11 protein-coding genes and 5 pseudogenes are annotated in these 15,996 nt (G+C 69.5%); 6 read left to right on the top strand and 10 right to left on the bottom strand.

Annotation, left to right across the window (positions count from 1 at the left end; all coding sequences use genetic code 11):
• Positions 1-57 precede the first annotated feature (57 nt).
• Positions 58-276, top strand: a complete 219-nt coding sequence (locus tag H3H54_RS08565; RefSeq protein WP_262426260.1) for a hypothetical protein — start codon at positions 58-60, stop codon at positions 274-276.
• A gap of 88 nt (positions 277-364) precedes the next feature.
• Here H3H54_RS08565 and H3H54_RS08560 read toward each other — a convergent pair whose 3' ends face one another.
• The 6 genes and pseudogenes from H3H54_RS08560 to H3H54_RS08535 form a co-directional block, all read right to left on the bottom strand.
• Positions 365-931 carry a GNAT family N-acetyltransferase gene (locus tag H3H54_RS08560; protein WP_262426259.1) on the bottom strand — a complete coding sequence of 189 codons (567 nt, stop codon included), beginning with the start codon at positions 929-931 and terminating at the stop codon, positions 365-367.
• 115 nt (positions 932-1,046) lie between these two features.
• A pseudogene (locus H3H54_RS08555) lies at positions 1,047-2,369 on the bottom strand (RNA polymerase sigma factor).
• A 145-nt stretch (positions 2,370-2,514) separates the two neighbouring features.
• The gene (locus tag H3H54_RS08550; protein ID WP_262426258.1) at positions 2,515-2,940 is read right to left on the bottom strand and encodes a universal stress protein; all 426 of its coding nucleotides are present in this window, start codon (positions 2,938-2,940) and stop codon (positions 2,515-2,517) included.
• 57 nt (positions 2,941-2,997) lie between these two features.
• Positions 2,998-4,080: pseudogene (locus H3H54_RS08545) on the bottom strand (homoserine O-acetyltransferase).
• A 173-nt stretch (positions 4,081-4,253) separates the two neighbouring features.
• Complete coding sequence (locus H3H54_RS08540) at positions 4,254-4,490, bottom strand: hypothetical protein (RefSeq protein ID WP_262426257.1); 237 nt, start codon at positions 4,488-4,490, stop codon at positions 4,254-4,256.
• A 649-nt stretch (positions 4,491-5,139) separates the two neighbouring features.
• Positions 5,140-5,403, bottom strand: coding sequence for a hypothetical protein (locus tag H3H54_RS08535; protein ID WP_262426256.1), 264 nt, complete (start codon positions 5,401-5,403; stop codon positions 5,140-5,142).
• Positions 5,404-5,553: 150 nt separating this feature from the next.
• Between H3H54_RS08535 and H3H54_RS08530 the strand changes: the two genes are divergently transcribed.
• Positions 5,554-6,687: a polyprenyl synthetase family protein gene (locus tag H3H54_RS08530; protein ID WP_262426255.1), complete on the top strand. Its 1,134-nt coding sequence runs from the start codon at positions 5,554-5,556 to the stop codon at positions 6,685-6,687.
• A gap of 19 nt (positions 6,688-6,706) precedes the next feature.
• Here the strand turns inward: H3H54_RS08530 and H3H54_RS08525 are convergent, their stop codons facing one another.
• Positions 6,707-7,060, bottom strand: a complete 354-nt coding sequence (locus H3H54_RS08525; protein WP_262426254.1) for an Rv2175c family DNA-binding protein — start codon at positions 7,058-7,060, stop codon at positions 6,707-6,709.
• A gap of 221 nt (positions 7,061-7,281) precedes the next feature.
• Here H3H54_RS08525 and pknB point away from each other — a divergent pair, with 221 nt between their 5' ends.
• Complete coding sequence (gene pknB / locus H3H54_RS08520; RefSeq protein ID WP_262426253.1) at positions 7,282-9,267, top strand: Stk1 family PASTA domain-containing Ser/Thr kinase; 1,986 nt, start codon at positions 7,282-7,284, stop codon at positions 9,265-9,267.
• Between the two features lie 69 nt (positions 9,268-9,336).
• Here pknB and H3H54_RS08515 read toward each other — a convergent pair.
• Together H3H54_RS08515 and H3H54_RS08510 are read right to left on the bottom strand one after the other, a co-directional pair.
• Positions 9,337-10,682: pseudogene (locus H3H54_RS08515) on the bottom strand (class II 3-deoxy-7-phosphoheptulonate synthase).
• Positions 10,683-10,788: 106 nt separating this feature from the next.
• Positions 10,789-11,523 carry a 1-acyl-sn-glycerol-3-phosphate acyltransferase gene (locus H3H54_RS08510; protein ID WP_262426252.1) on the bottom strand — a complete coding sequence of 245 codons (735 nt, stop codon included), beginning with the start codon at positions 11,521-11,523 and terminating at the stop codon, positions 10,789-10,791.
• 41 nt (positions 11,524-11,564) lie between these two features.
• Here H3H54_RS08510 and H3H54_RS08505 point away from each other — a divergent pair, with 41 nt between their 5' ends.
• Positions 11,565-12,380 (top strand): alpha/beta fold hydrolase, encoded by an 816-nt coding sequence (locus H3H54_RS08505; RefSeq protein WP_316249177.1) that lies wholly within the window; start codon positions 11,565-11,567, stop codon positions 12,378-12,380.
• Positions 12,381-12,418: 38 nt separating this feature from the next.
• Positions 12,419-12,952: a hypothetical protein gene (locus tag H3H54_RS08500; RefSeq protein ID WP_262426250.1), complete on the top strand. Its 534-nt coding sequence runs from the start codon at positions 12,419-12,421 to the stop codon at positions 12,950-12,952.
• Positions 12,953-13,003: 51 nt separating this feature from the next.
• Here the strand turns inward: H3H54_RS08500 and H3H54_RS08495 are convergent.
• A pseudogene (locus tag H3H54_RS08495) lies at positions 13,004-13,938 on the bottom strand (ROK family glucokinase).
• A 194-nt stretch (positions 13,939-14,132) separates the two neighbouring features.
• On the opposite strand from H3H54_RS08495, the pseudogene H3H54_RS08490 reads away from it, so the two are divergent.
• A pseudogene (locus tag H3H54_RS08490) lies at positions 14,133-15,944 on the top strand (AMP-dependent synthetase/ligase).
• Positions 15,945-15,996: the final 52 nt, after the last annotated feature.

The following is a 15,996-nucleotide window of genomic DNA, read 5'->3' as shown; positions in this document are numbered from 1 at the left end:
AGCGAACCAGCGCTGCGGATACTCCCCCGGGCCCTCGCTCGATGCTAGAAATGACCTATGAACCTCACTCTCGAAGCTCCCCGGCTCACGGCACACGACCGCTGCGACCGCTGCGGCGCTCAGGCGTACGTCAAGGTGCTCCTCGAAGCAGGCGGCGAACTGATGTTCTGCGCCCACCACGCTCGCGCGCGCCAGGACGCGCTGCAGGGCGTCGCCGCCGAGGTCATCGACGAGACCGAGCGTCTCCACCTCAAGCCCGAGCCGATCGAGGACTGACCGCAGAGCCTGATCGCTCCTAGACATCGCGGAGGGCGTCCACCATCACGGTGGGCGCCCTCCGTCGTGCCCAGGCGATCCGTACCTCTCAGCCCGCCAGCAGCTCCTCGGCGCGGAGCGCGTACTCGACCCACCAGGTGCCGCGACCTTCCCGGGGATCCCGGGCTCCCGTGGCCCTGAACCCGAGACGTTCGTAGAGCTGCCGCGCGGAGATGTTGCTGTCATCGACGTCCAGTCGCAGGTCGGGACGGCCGAGATCGAGCGCGAGCTGTGCCAGCCCCGTGAAGAGGGAGCGCGAGACGCCGGTGCCCCGCGCCGCGGGACGCACCCAGAGCGACACGATGAGTGCGCGGTCCGGCGGGATCAGGTGCTCGGGGGTGTAACCGGTCGGGAGCAGTGCGATCCCTCCGAGCACCGCCGCTCCGCGCCGTGCCTGGAGGTGGATGCGAGGCCCGCTGATCTCCGCGCGCCACTGCTGCTCCGTACGGAGACGTGCTTCCTCCGGATCGGCCCAGAAGGCGTCGGGGTCCGCAGCCAGCATGTCCAGGCGCAGGTCTCGATGCGACCGCCACTCCTCGCCGGTGACGCGATGGATCTGCAGCGAGGGGGCGGAGGAGGTGGTGGCGGAGCGGGAGGCCACCGGGATCATCGTCATGCTGTTGTGCGTTCTTCCTGGCTCGTCGTCGCTCGGGGATCACCACCCCTCGAGCACTGAACGGACAGCGGGCCCGGTTCCATTGGAACCAGGCCCGCTGTCGATGATGTGGTTCTCAGTCGAGGTAGTCGCGCAGAACCTGCGAGCGTGAGGGGTGACGCAGCTTCGACATGGTCTTCGACTCGATCTGGCGGATCCGCTCACGGGTCACGCCGTAGACCTTGCCGATCTCGTCGAGGGTCTTCGGCTGGCCGTCCTCGAGGCCGAAGCGCATCGAGACCACGCCGGCCTCGCGCTCGGAGAGGGTGTCCAGCACCGAGTGGAGCTGCTCCTGCAGGAGGGTGAAGCTCACCGCGTCTGCCGGCACCACAGCCTCGGAGTCCTCGATCAGGTCGCCGAACTCGCTGTCGCCGTCCTCGCCCAGCGGGGTGTGCAGGGAGATCGGCTCGCGCCCGTACTTCTGGACCTCGACGACCTTCTCAGGCGTCATGTCCAGCTCCTTGGCGAGCTCTTCGGGGGTGGGCTCGCGGCCGAGGTCCTGCAGCATCTGCCGCTGGACGCGGGCGAGCTTGTTGATGACCTCGACCATGTGCACGGGGATGCGGATGGTGCGGGCCTGGTCGGCCATGGCACGGGTGATCGCCTGACGGATCCACCAGGTGGCGTAGGTGGAGAACTTGTAGCCCTTGGCGTAGTCGAACTTCTCGACGGCGCGGATCAGACCGAGGTTGCCCTCCTGGATCAGGTCCAGGAACAGCATTCCGCGGCCGGTGTAGCGCTTCGCGAGGGAGACCACCAGGCGCAGGTTCGCCTCGAGCAGGTGATCCTGGCGGCGCGGCCGTCCTGGGCGATGATCGCCAGTTCGCGGCCTGCCTTGGTCTTCGTGATCGACTCGTCGCCCTTGATCTTCTGCTCGGCGTAGAGACCGGCCTCGATCCGTTCGGCGAGCTCGACCTCCTGCGCGGCGTTCAGCAGCGCGACCCTGCCGATCTGCTTGAGGTAGTCCTTGACCGGGTCGGCGGTGGCGCCAGCGGTGACGACCTGCTGCGCGGGAGCATCGTCCTCCGAGGCGTTGAAGACGAAGCCGCCGGACTCCTCGACCTTCGTGTCGGTCGCGGACTTGGCCTTCTTCGCCTCGCTCTCCTCGGTCTCCTCCTCGGTGTCGGAGTCGACCTCGGCATCCTTCGGTGCAGCCGCGGCCTTCTTGGCGGCGGGCTTCCGGGGTCGTCTTGCGCGCCGGAGTCTTCTTCGCGGCGGTCTTCTTGGCGGGGGCGGCAGCGGTCTCGACGGCGTCGGTCTCGACGGCCTCGGAGCTCTCCGCTGCCTTCGCGGCTGCGGCGCTGGTCGAGCGCTTCGCCTTGGAGGCGGTCTCAGCAGTACTGGAGGAGGTCACAGAGTTCCTTCTTCCGGCGGCGGCCCGGCGTGGGCGGTCCGCCACACTCGGGCGATCGGTCTTCTCGGCGCGGCTCGCGGTCTCCGCTCCGTGTCGTGTTCCCGGTGTCCACCGGTTTCACGGCGCACGAACGCACGGTGCCGTCAAGCCTATCGAGTATAACGCTGTGCGGGAGGGTTTATTCCCACCGTCACGCCCGGGCGGAGCCGACGTGCTCGCCGGGGCGATGGTCATCCTTGACGGCGAGCACCGAACAGGGCGCACCGAGCACGACTCTGCGCGCCGAGGCGCCCAGGTTCAGCTTGCCGATCGGCGGCTTCCTGCGCAGCCCGATCACCACGAGGCTCGCGTCGACCTCGTCCACGACCGAGAGGATGAACTCCCCGATGTCTCGCTCGGGGCTGCTGTGCACGGCGATCTCTGACAGCTCGGCGCCGAGGGCGGCGAGCTCCGCCCGCACCTCGTCCTCCGCGGCGGCGGTCACCCCGTGCTCGGGGTCGTTGTACTGATGGGAGGCGATGGCCAGGCCCTCGCCTGTGCGCTCCCCATAGCGGAGAGCCGCCCCCAGCGCGGCCCGCCCCTGTCCGGACGGGGAGTACCCCACGACGATGGTCATTCGACGGCCCCTCCCTGCCCAACGGTGCAGCGGCGCAGCAGCACCGGCTGGTCCAGCTTAGTCGCCCAGCAGGGCGCCGATCCACTCCTCGAGTCCCGGGTGGGCGAGGAGGAACGCATCATGCCCGATGGGCGAAGCGGCCAGGTGCCATTCGGAGCGCGGGGCATGCTCGGCCACCTCGCGGACGAGCTCCGGTGGGAAGAGGCGATCGGAGTCGATCGCGACGACCAGCGTCCGCGCCCGGATCCTGCCCAGAGCTTCGTCGACCCCGCCGCGACCACGACCGACGTCATGGGTGCTCATCGTCCTGGCGAGGGTGATGTAGGAGTTCGCATCGAAGCGGCGCGCGAGCTTGACCGCGTGGTGATCGAGGTAGCTGGTGACCTGATGCCTGCCCTGCCCGTCGTGCGGGTTCTCGCTCCCCTGGGCCCGGTTGCCGAAGCGGCTCTCGAGCTCATCGGCGGTGCGATAGGTGGTGTGGGCGATCCGGCGGGCGATGCCCAGCCCGGTGTGGGGGCCGTGCCCGCTGTCGTGGTCGTAGTAGTCCCCGCCCCGGAACTCGGGATCCAGCTGGATCGACGAGATCTGGGCGTTGTTCCACGCGATCTGGTCGGCTGTCGCACGGGCCGAGGAGGCGATCACGGCGAGCCGCTCGACCTCGCCGGGATAGGAGACCCCCATTCGAGCGCGCGCATCCCACCCATCGACCCCCGATCACGAGCGCCCAGCGCTCGATGCCGAGCTGGTCGCGAAGACGCCGCTCCGCAGCGACCTGGTCCCGGGTGGTGATGACGGGGAATCGTGAGCCGTAGGGACGCCCGTCGGGGGCCGGCGTGCTCGGTCCCGTGGAGCCCTGGCAGCCGCCGAGCACGTTCGGGGCGATGACATGGAAGCGGTCGGTGTCTATGGGTCGCCCCGGCCCCACCATCTGCTCCCACCAGCCCGCACTGGGGTGGGAGCTGCTGGCAGTTCCAAGAACGTGGGAGTCACCGGTGAGCGCGTGGAGCACGAGCACCGCGTTGCTCCCGTCCTCAGCGAGCTCCCCCAGGTCTCGTAGGCGATCGTGACCTCCTCGAGCACTGCGCCGCTCTCGAGGGCGAGCGGCCCGAGCTCCGCGAAGAGACGGTCGCCGGGCCCCATCTCCGGCCGCCAGGCACCGGTGATGGCGGGGATCTCCGTGGGGGCCGTCAGGTCGTGCGGGGCCCCGTTGCTGACGGGGAGATCCGCACCGACGCTTCGGCGCTCTCTCAAGGATGGTCATCGGTGCTGCTCCTTCGATGCTCTCCCCGTTGCCCCGGGTCATGGCGCCCGGATCAGGTGCTGGGCCACCAGGCAGGGAAGATCGGCGTATCGGTCATCCGTGACAGCAAGGGTGCCAGAGTCGACTCAGGTTCCCTCTCCCAGAGCTCGTCCACGAGACGGCCGGCAGTGGCGAAGCGATGATTCCACCACGCCAGCAGCACCAGCAGCGCCGTGAGGGCACGCCATGCCGATCGCGCAGTGCTGTGCTCCCCGGCGGCGCCGACTCCGCTGCCGCCATAGCGATGCAACGCAGCTTCTCAAGAGAGACATACCAGCTTCCACCTGCACAGACGTCATCGTGAGGGGTCCATTTCGCGTCCCTGACGAGCACTTGCAGCAGTGACTCCCGATCGATCATGCCGGTGGCACCATGCTCGACGCATTGCGCCAGCAGCTCCCAATGGAGCCTGTCCACAGCGACGGCGGAGAGCAGCGACGCGACGTGTTCATATTTCGTCATCCTCTCCACCTCCGAGAGCTCGAGCCCACCGGCTCCGAGCAGCTCCAGCGCCTTCCTCGCGGCGGTGAACAGAGCACCTGGATCCGCCCTCGAGGCGAGATCGCGGGCCGGCAGACGAAGGCTGCGTCCGATCTCGAGCAGCATCGGATCCTCGCGTTCGCTGCGAGGGATCGGGCGCCCGGTGAGGACTGCGGTGGCCGCGGACCGGGTGTCGGAGAAGGGCCGCAGAGGTCCTGTGGCAGAGAGGCGGAGAGCCTCCTCGCCGCCTGTGCGGTCCAGCTCCCAGCAGGTCGAGGAGGCGGCACCACGCACGGACAACAGCCCGAAAGGCATCGATGCGAGCACCTGCGCCGCCTCGTGCACGAGGGTTCCCGCTCGCCGCAGGACTTCTCTGGCCACCGTCTCCAGCAGGGGCTGGTAGCCATCGCCGACGACGATCAGTGCGTGGAGGGCGCCGCCCCTCGATCACGCATCAGGGTCAGATGGCGCTCGAGGTTCGCGCCCCCGCCCGGAGCCAGCAGGTCGGTCAAGGTCGAACGCGTGATCATCGCGGGCGCGCCGAGCCCGCCGGTCCCGGCGAGGATCAGGCAGTCCGACGGTGTCTCGCGCAGGCACAACCGAGCCTCCGCGAGGAGCTCGGCGGGGTCGTGGACATCGAGGAGGTGGCGGCCGCGGCCGGCGGGGCTGAAGTTCGTCGTCATGCACCTGACCTTCACCGATCCGGGACCCTGATGGGCGGGGAGGACGGGCGTTGGGGATGACGGGCGGATGTGGAGGATCCGTCGCGTGCTGCGAGGAGCCGGTCAGGTCCACGTGGGAGGATCTGGGGTCAGCACGAAAGGACGTTCCCGATGCTCCCTCCTTCCACCTCGCCCATCAGCGACCGCTTGCGCGAGCTCGACGAGCGCTTCGTGGCTCAGGTCGCCGAGGTCACCCGCTCCGAGCTCGCCGACCATCAGCGGCGCCTCGAGGAGATCTCCCCGGAGACGGGCGCCCTGGTCGATGCGCTCGCCGGATACCTCGAGGGCGGGAAGCTGCTGCGTCCGCGCTTCTGCTTCTGGGGCGGTGTCGCGGCGCTCGCTCGGGTGCCTGAGCCGGCGGAGGTGGATGCTCTCGCCCGCTACGGCGCCGCGATCGAGCTGATCCAGGCGGCCGCGCTGATGCACGACGACGTCATCGATCACTCGCCGATGCGCCGCGGGCGGCCGGCCCTGCACGTGCAGGCGGAGCAGCACCACCGTGAGTCCGGCTTGGTCGGGTCGTCCGAGGAGTACGGCGTCGCGACCGCGATCGTGCTGGGAGACCTCGCGCTCAGTTGGGGCGAGCAGATGGCCGCCGGAGTGCAGGCGGAGCCGACTGTCGCTCTGCGGGCACGCGTTGAGTTCGACGCCCTGCGCACCGAGGTGATGTCGGGCCAGTATCTCGACATCCTCCACCAGGCGGGCGGCTACGCCTCTTCACCGGATGCCGAGCTGTCCGCGCTGTCGGTGATCCGTTGGAAGACGGTGCCCTACACGGTGCTGCGGCCTGTGCGCATCGGCGCCGCGCTGATGGGAGCCCAGGACGCCGTCCTGGAGACCCTCTCTGCGTGGGCGGTCGAGGTGGGTACCGCGTTCCAGCTGCGGGACGATCTGCTCAGCGTGGTCGGCGACCAGGACGAGACCGGCAAGCCGATCGGTGGTGACATCGTCGAGGGCAAGCGCACGGTGCTTCTCGCACGCGCCGAGAAGGCGACCGACGCCCGCGGCAGGGAGCTGCTGGGCGCGGTCATCGGTCGCGCCGACGCGGAGGAATCGCAGGTCGCCGCGGTTCACGAGCTGATGGTGTCCACCGGGGCCGTAGCCTCGGTGGCACAGGAGGTCCGTGAGCGAGCGTCCCGCGCGCGCCAGCTGCTCGCCGACGCTCAGGACATCGGCGACCCGGGACGAGCAGGGCTCGGATCGCTCGCCGATCTCGCCACCGACGTGGATTCGCTGCCCGCGTGAGCCACCGCGCGGGAAGGGGTCAGAGGGCGAGCGCGAGCGCTCGCCGCCGGACCTCTCCGCGCTGGCCACGGCGAAGCTGGTCGATCGGCCGCCCGGGAAGGGACTCGTCCTCGGTGAACAGCCAGGCCAGGACTTCTTCGTCGTCGAATCCGCCGTCGCGCAGGACGGTGATGGTGCCACCGAGATGCGGTGTGATCGCACCATCGGTGAGCATCAGAGCCGGAACCATCCGCACCACGGGATCACCGCGGCGCACCGAGATCATCTGCCCTTCCTCTATGAGGCGCCGCACGCGCGAGACCTCCACATCCAGTCGCTCGGCGACGTCGGGGAGGTTGAGCCAGTCGGAGATGAGGGTGTCGAGTTCGTCCACAGCACCAGGGTGCCACGCCTGGTTCCCAGGCGCACCTCCCGCACGGCACGCGCCGAGGTGTCACCGCCCACTTGCCGAGGCGCGCTCCGTGTGTCGGTCCAGGTTCTTCGGCGAGTGTCCGCCTAGATTGAAGGGGTGAGTTCGGCTACGTCGACTTCCCCGGCATCAGCCAGCTCCTCGACGACCGTTACCGGGTCGAGGAGCCGATAGCGCGCGGCGGAATGGCGACGGTGCATCGCGGCCACGACGAGCGTCTGGACCGGGTCGTGGCGTTGAAGATCATGCACCCCCACCTCGCGATGGATGAGGATTTCCGTCGTCGCTTCGGCAGGGAGGCCCGCTCGGCCGCGCGCCTGGCGCACCGCAATGTCGTGGGCGTGTTCGACCAGGGCGAGGACGAGGACCGCATCTATCTGGCGATGGAGCTGGTGGAGGGTCAGACCCTGCGTGCCCGCATCGTCGACCAGGAACGGCTCACGGTCCGCGAGAGCCTCGCGGTCACCGCCCAGGTGCTCGAGGCGCTGGTCGCCGCGCACCAGGCAGGGATCGTCCACCGGGACATCAAGCCCGAGAACATCCTCATCGACCACAGCGAGCTGGTGAAGGTCGCCGATTTCGGCCTCGCCCGGGCGATCGGTTCGAACAACTCCTCCGCGAGCGCGACCCTGCTGGGCACCGTGGCGTACATCAGCCCCGAAGTGGTCACCCGGGGCCACGCAGATGAGCGCAGCGACCTGTACTCACTCGGCGTCGTGCTGTTCGAGATGCTCACGGGTCGCCAGCCATTCCTCGGCGAACAGCCGGTCCATGTCGCCTTCCAGCACGTCCACGAGGACATCCCGGCCCCCTCCACGCTGGTCTCCGGCATCCCGCGCGAACTCGACTCCCTGGTGACCTGGGCCGCAGCGCGCCGTGTCGAGCAGCGGCCCGCTTCCGCCACGGATCTTCTCCGGGCTGTGCAGGAGCTGTCCACGACACTGTCGCCCGCCGTGCTCGACTCCCGGCCCCAACCCCTCGAGGACACCGACACCTCCGACGTGCCGAGGCTGACCACGTCGCTGGACGAGGTCGCCTCCGAGCTCGAGCACGGCCCGCGCGCCTTCCCCGCCGCTCTCCTCGCCCCCGGCGACGATCTCGATACCGGAGCGGACAACGCGCAGACCGCCCCCGACTCGGGTGACCCCGACGCCCACGCAGAGTCAAGGACGGACGAGGACGGCACGCCCGAAGCAGTCGATGAGCCGCCGCGCGTGGTCGTGATGCGGTCACCGCGCACCCCTCGAGGCCGCCACCTCCCCCACGGCACCCACCGGCGTTCCCGTCCGATGGCGCTGCTGGCCGCACTGAGTCTGGTCGCCGCCCTGGGCGCGGGCGCCTGGACCGGTGGTGACTGGTACCTGAACACCGGGCCCGGGGCCGATCGGACGATCCCCCTGGTCACCGGCAGCACGCTCGCCGATGCCGAAGCGGCGCTGAATGCTGCCGACCTCACCGTGCGCACCGAAGAGCAGTTCGACGACACGGTCCCCGCCGGTCATGTGATCTCCGCCTCGCCCGGCACCGGCACCTCGGTGAAGAAGGGGGCTGACGTCCAGGTCCTCGTGTCCAAGGGCGAGCAGACGTTCCCTGTGCCCGAGCTGGTGGGCAGCGAGCTCGAGGATGCCCGTGCAGAGATCGAAGGACTGGGCCTGGTGCTCGTCGAAGCCGCTCCGGAATACTCGGAGACCGTGCCCGCAGGCGAGGTCATCTCGCAGTCCGCGCCGGCGGATGCCCTGCCCCTCGGCGGGGAGGTCGCTGTCGTGGTCTCCCAGGGACGCCAGCCGATCACCGTGGCGGACCAGACCGGCAGCACCGGCAGCGCCGCGCGCGCGGCGCTCGAAGGAGCCGGGTTCGAGGTCACCAGCTCCCAGGCCCATTCCGGCAGCGTGCCGCGCGGCGCCGTCATCTCCCAGTCGCCGTCCTCCGGATCGCTCTTCCGCGGCGACACTGTCCACCTCGTCACCTCCCTCGGCCCGGAGATGGTGAACGTCCCGGACGTCTTCCGTCAGCCGGAGGCCGAGGCGAAGGCAGCGCTCGAGAGCGCCGGCTTCGCAGTGGACGTGGTGCACGACAAGGGCGAGCCGGTCTTCGGCCTGGTCTACGAGCAGTCGGCGACCGCGGGTGAGGAGCTCGAGAAGGGCTCCACCATCACGATCAAAGTGTTCTGACACAGCCCTGGCACGACGATGCCGGCGCCCTCCCTGGTGGGGAGGACGCCGGCATCGTCATGTGCGCGCTCAGCGGCGCGAGAGCATCTCCGCGACCAGGAAGGAGAGCTCGAGCGACTGCTGATGGTTCAGCCGGGGATCCACAAGGGTCTCGTAGCGGCGGGTCAGCCCCTCCTCGTCGATCGAGCCGGCGCCGCCGAGGATCTCGGTGACATCGTCGCCGGTGAGCTCCATGTGCAGGCCCGCGGGGATGGTCCCGAGCGCCTGGTGGACCTCGAAGAAGCCGACGACCTCGTCCAGGATGTCCTCGAAGCGGCGGGTCTTGTACCCGTTGGACGAGGTGATGGTGTTGCCGTGCATCGGATCGGTCACCCAGGCGACCTGCGCACCGGAGTCGCGCACACCCTCGACCAGGGCGGGCAGGCGGTCACGGATCTTCCCGGCGCCCATACGCGTGATGAAGGTCAGCCGGCCCGGCTCGCGGTCGGGATCGAGCTTGTCGATGAGCCGCAGCGCGTCGTCGACGGTCGCGGTCGGCCCGAGCTTCACCCCGATCGGGTTGCGCAGGCGCGCCATGAAGTCCACGTGCGCTCCGTCGAGCTGCCGGGTGCGCTCGCCGATCCAGAGGAAGTGGCCGGAGCAGCCGTAGATCTCCCCGTGCGGGAGTCGATCCGCGACAGCGCCTCCTCGTAATCGAGCAGCAGCGCCTCGTGGGAGGCGTAGAACTCCACGACCTTCAGCGCGTCGAAGTCCGCACCGATGGCGTCCATGAAGCGGATGGCCTTGTCGATCTGCCCGGCGAGCTCCTCGTAGCGGTCGTAGCCCGCCCCGGAGGTGAAGCCGCGGTTCCAGGAGTGCACCTCCCGCAGGTCGGCGAATCCGCCGCCGGTGAAGGCACGCAGCAGGTTCAGGGTCGTGGCGCTGGTGGTGTAGGTCTTCCACAGGCGCTTCGGATCCGGGATCCGAGATTCGGGGGTGAAGGCGAACTCGTTGACGGCGTCGCCCCGGTAGGTCGGCAGGGTGACCCCGTCGATGGTCTCCTCATCCGCGGAACGCGGCTTGGCGAACTGGCCCGCCATCCGGCCCATCTTGACCACGGGCACCGAGGCGCCGTAGGTGAGCACGGCCGCCATCTGCAGGATGGTGCGGATCTTGTTGCGGATGCGATCGGCGGTGGAGTCGGCGAAGGTCTCCGCGCAATCGCCCCCGGCGAGGAGGAAGGCCTCACCTCGCGCGGCAGCGGCGATGCGGTCCCGCAGCACGTCCACCTCGCCGGCGAAGACCAGCGGCGGAGCGGAGCGCAGATCATCAAAGGCCTTCGCGCGTTCGCCCTCGTCGGGCCATACCGGCTGCTGCACACGCGGATACTCGCGCCACGCGCCGAGTGCCGCCAGGCCGTCATCGGCCGAGGACAGGGTGAAGGCGTGAGCGCGGGCGGGGGCATCGGGGCTGAATTGAGTCACCCGTACAGCGTATCCAGTCCGCCGCTCTCGCGGAGCGTCGATCCCACTGGCCGGTCCCTCAGACGGCCGCGTCGGACTCCGGCGATCCCGCAGGGCGTCCCTGCGCCTGGCGCATCCGCTTCTTCTGGACGCTCGCGTACTCGTCCGAACGCTCCTGGCCGGAGAGGGACTGGATGCGGTCCATCAGCGCGTCGGTCACCGCTCGCAGGACCTTCGCCTCTTCGGCTCCTTCGAGTGCAGCCACGATCTCCGCGACCGCCAGCGGCTCGCCGACGACGGCGTGGATCCGCGGCGTGCGATGCGGGAAGATCTTCCGTCCCCGCTGGGCCTCGAAGGCTCCGAGCATCGCGACGGGGATGACCGGCGCACCGGTGGCCAGCGCGAAACGGGCGACCCCTGTCTTGCCCCGGTAGAGCCGGCCGTCCGGGCTCCGCGTCCCTTCGGGGTAGATGCCCAGCACCTCTCCCTGTTCGAGTACGGCGAGGCCCGCCTCGATCGCGGACCTCGACGCGCTGCCGCCGCTGCGGTCCACCGGCATCACGCGCAGGCCCCGCATCACCGCAGCCACCACCCGGGTCAATGGGGATCGGGCCACGAAGATGTCGGACTTGCCGAGGAAGTGGACGCTGCGGCGCACCTGGCCGGGGAGGAAAACGGTGTCGGAGTAGGCCTGGTGGTTCGATGCGAGGATCACGGGGCCATGGTCCGGGATGTTCTCGGCACCGCTGATTGTGGGGTTCCACAGCACCCTCACCACCCCCATGACGAAGGGTTTGGCGATCTCGTACAGCACGGGGCGGACTCCTGGGTGAGGGCTGCGGGAAGCGGCGGCGGATGCGCGCGGATGAGGAGGGTGCGGACAGATGCGACGATGTACACATGGCGTTCAGCGAACTGTCCCTTCCCTGGCGCGCGCGGGGACACTCTAACCCGCGCGGCGGTCTGCTCCTGTGCCATGGGTTCACCGGCTCTCCCCAGTCGATGAGGCCTTGGGCCGAGGATCATGCCGCGCGCGGATGGGCGGTCGAGCTCCCGCTCCTGCCCGGTCACGGCACGACGGAGGACGATCTCGCCGGCACCACCTGGCAGGACTGGTACGAATGCGTGCGCGAGGCGGCGCTGGACCTCTCCGAGGACCATGGTCCGATCGCCGTCGGCGGCCTGTCGATGGGCGGCGCGCTCACTCTCGCCCTCGCCGCGGACTCCGATCTGCAGGGGCGCATCGCGGCCGTGGTGGCGGTGAACCCGGGGATGACTCTGCCGGCCGCTGCGGGCGTGGCCGGGCTCATCGCACCGGTGGTGCGCACGCTGCCGGGGATCGGCTCCGACATCGCCCTGCCCGGCGCCGCGGAAGAGGCGTACGGGAGGATGCCGGTGCGTGCCGTCGCGCAGCTGCATCGACTCTTCCGGCGCACCAGGCGGGAGCTGGGTGCGGTGCAGGTGCCGCTGCTGCTGGCCACCTCCAGCGTGGACCACACCGTCCCTCCCTCCGACAGCGACATCGTCGCCGCCGGGGTGAGGGGCTCGGTGGAGCGCTTGGCGATGCCCCACAGCTATCACCTGGCACCGCTGGACCATGACGCCCAGCTGCTGTTCGACAGCTCCGCCCGATTCCTCGCTCGTCATGTCCCAAGCCCTGGAGGTCGATGATGCCCTCTGAACGAGGTCAAGCTCCCGACCCTCGGGACGTGGATGCGGAGTTCGCCAGGATGCTCGAGGGAGAGGGTCTGGTGGTGCGCCCCGGAGAGGCGCCGCGCGAACCTGCGGCGGCGGATCATCCCTCCCCCGACGAGGAGCACGATCGCCCACGCGGAACGGAGGAAGACTCCCTCTGGTCCTTCAGCGCCGACTCCCCGAACGACCCGCCGAGCCCCGAGTCGATCGCCCGTTCCCGTGCGGCGCACCCGGCCGCCCGTCTCAACGATCCCACCGCTGGGCTCCGCGGTGCCGCCGGCCCGCGGGAGCTCGATGACGACGAGGTGATCTATGGGGACTTCGAGCCTCCGGATCCCGATCTGCCAGAAGCATCGGAGTCCGCGCTGTGGTCCTGGACTGCGCTGCTGGGAGGCTTCGTGATGATGCTCGTGGTCACGGTGACCCCCACACTGCCCAGCTTCCTCGGCTGGGTCGGCGGGCTCGCCGCGCTTGGCGGGACGGTCGCTCTCCTGCTGCGCGCGCCGCGAGAGCCTCGAGATGAAGACGACAACGGGGCCCAGGTCTGAGCTGCGAGCCCATGCACCGCAGGGAACAGAACTGCGAGGCGCGGCCCCTGCTCAGCGTGCGAGGTCCGCGGCCCCGACGATCCCGGCGCGGTTCCCCATGCTCGCGACCACGAAAGGTGCCAGCTCTCGGTGGGAGCGAGCGGTGAGGTTCTTGGCGTAGGTCTCCCTCGCGGGATCGAGCAGCAGGTCGCCAGCGGCGGCGACCCCCCGCCCACCACGATGATCTCCGGGTCCAGCAGGCTCGCGATCGAGGCCATGCCCATGCCGAGCCAGGCACCGATCTCAGCGATCAGCTCGCGGGAGCCGGGGTCGCCCTGCTGAGCGAGGCGCGTGATCAGCGGCCCGTCGATCTCCTCCCTGTCGCCGCCGGCGGCCTGCACCAGCGGGCCCAGCAGCGGATCGCCTGCAGAAGCGCGGCTCTTCGCCGTGCGCACCATGGCGGTGCCGGCGGTGTACTGCTCCAGGCAGCCGCGGCGACCGCAGCCGCACCACTGTCCGTCCGGGACGGCGATCATGTGCGCGACCTCGCCGGCGAACCCGCCGCTGCCGCGGACCAGCTGTCCGTCCAGCACGATCGCACCGCCGAGCCCGGTGCCGACGGTGGCCATCAGCATGTGCGACGCCTCGGTCGCAGCGCCGAACCGGTACTCGGCCCAGCCGGCGGCATTGGCATCGTTCTCGATGATCACCGGCAGGCCGGTCAGACGCTCGAGCTCGTCCGCCAGCGGGTGCTGACGCCAGGCGAGATTGGCTGCGAACTTCACGGTGCGTCGATCCGCGCTCACGAATCCGGCAGCCCCCACTCCGACGCCCACGACCTCGTGCTGCGCTCGCAGCTCCGCAACGGCGTCGCCGACGGCCGCTTCGATCAGGGCGGCGTCCGTAGCCGGGGTGGTGCGCGTGGTCGCAGCGATGATCTCGCCCGATTCGTTGACCACCCCCGCCGCGATCTTCGTGCCGCCGATGTCCACTCCGATAGAGAGCATGCCGTTCCTGTCCGCCTCTGCGATGCTGCGAGCGACGATCATCCCGGTCCCCGCGATGCTTCGGCCCGCTCACCTGCCTGTCATGGCCCATCGTAAGCGCCTTCTGCCGTAGAATCGCACCGACCCCACCAGCGCTTCCGGGCAGGCGTCCGGTACGCCGACTTCACGCCACTGGCCGGATCGAAGGAGATTCGATGAAGCAGTTCACCTCCCCACCGCAGCATGAGAGCCGTCCCGACGAGAACACGACGGACCTCCTGCTCGGCAGGCTTCGCTCGAATCCGTCGGTGCCGATCTATGAGTTGCTCCAGGCTGATGGCTCCTACACCCCGGTGAGCACCGCCGACTTCATCGACGAGGCGAAGCGGGTCGCGAAGGGCCTGATCGCCTCGGGCGTCGCATCCGGCGATGTGGTCGCGATCCTGTCCCGCACCCGCTACGAGTGGGCGCTCATGGACTGGGCGGTCTGGTGGGCGGGTGGCGTCAGCGTCCCGATCTACGAGACCTCCTCCCCCAACCAGATCCAGTGGATCGCCTCCGATTCCGCGGCGAAGTTCGCAGTCGTGGAGTCCACGCGCCACAAGGAGGACATGGAGTCGGTCCGGGGCGACCTGCCCGAGCTGTTGCACATCGGCGTGCTGGATGACGGCATCCTCGACGAGCTGAAGACCCGTGGGGCCGACATCAGCGACGAGGACCTCGAGGAGCGACGCACCTCGCGGCGTCTGGACGACATCGCGACCATCATCTACACCTCCGGCACCACCGGCCGGCCCAAGGGCGCGGCGCTGACGCACGCCAACTTCGTGGACACCACCCGCAGCGCCCTGAACCTCCTCGGCGAGCAGGTGCTGCCGCCCGGTTCACGGCTGCTGATGTTCCTGCCGCTGGCACACGTGTTCGCGCGCCTGATCACCGTCCTCGCCGCCTCCTGGCCGGTCACCACCGCGTTCACCCCGGACACCAAGAATCTGCTGGGCGATCTCGCCGCGTTCAAGCCGACCTTCCTGCTGGCGGTCCCCCGCGTCTTCGAGAAGGTCTACAACGGCTCCGAGGCCAAGGCGGTCGCGGGCGGCAAGGGCAAGATCTTCACCGCCGCCTCCCAGACCGCGACCGCGTATTCCAAGGCACTCTCGGCCGGGAAGATCCCCTTCACCCTCAAGGCCAAGCACGCCCTGTTCGACAAGCTGGTCTACGGAAAGCTGCGCGAGGCGATGGGCGGCCAGGTCCAGTGGGCGGTCTCCGGCGGCGCACCGCTGGGCGCCCGGCTGTCCCACTTCTTCCGGGGCATCGGCGTGACCATCCTCGAGGGCTACGGCCTCACCGAGACCACGGCGCCGATCAGCGTGAACCTGCCCTGGGACGTGCGTCCGGGGACGGTCGGGCCGCCGCTGCCGGGCTCCACGGTGGCTATCGACGAGAATGGCGAGATCCTGGTCAAGGGAGTGATGGTCTTCAAGGGCTACCACAACAACCCCGAGGCCACCGAAGAATCGATGACCGACGGCTGGTTCAGCACCGGCGACCTGGGCGCCCTGGACGAGGAAGGCAACCTCACGATCACCGGGCGCCGCAAGGAGGTCATCGTCACCGCCGGGGGCAAGAACGTCTCCCCGCTCAGCTCGAGGATCAGCTGCGCTCCCATCCGCTGGTCAGCCAGTGCGTGGTGATCGGTGACCAGAAGCCCTTCGTGGCCGCGATCCTCACGCTGGATGCCGAGATGCTCGGCACCTGGCTGAAGAACAACGGCCTGCCGGCCGGACATGGACGTGGCGCAGGCCGCGCAGGACGACCGAGTCCGCGCCGAGCTGCAGACGGTCGTGGACCGCGCGAACAGCACGGTCTCGCGCGCCGAGTCGATCCGCGCCTTCGAGGTCATCGATTCGGATTTCACCGAGGAGAACGGCTACCTCACCCCTTCGTTGAAGCTCAAGCGCAACGTCGTGGTCAAGGACATGGCCCAGGTCATCGAGAAGATCTACGCCGGCCAGAAGCCGGCCAGCTGACCCCCTGAGGGCCGCCGCAGCGGCCCCGACGGTCGACACGAGCGCGCACCGC

This window comes from Brachybacterium sp. Z12 (assembly GCF_014400405.1).
GTDB lineage: Bacteria > Actinomycetota > Actinomycetes > Actinomycetales > Dermabacteraceae > Brachybacterium.
The sequence above is the reverse complement of the archived record's forward strand: the minus strand, read 5'-3'. Positions and strand labels throughout refer to the sequence as shown.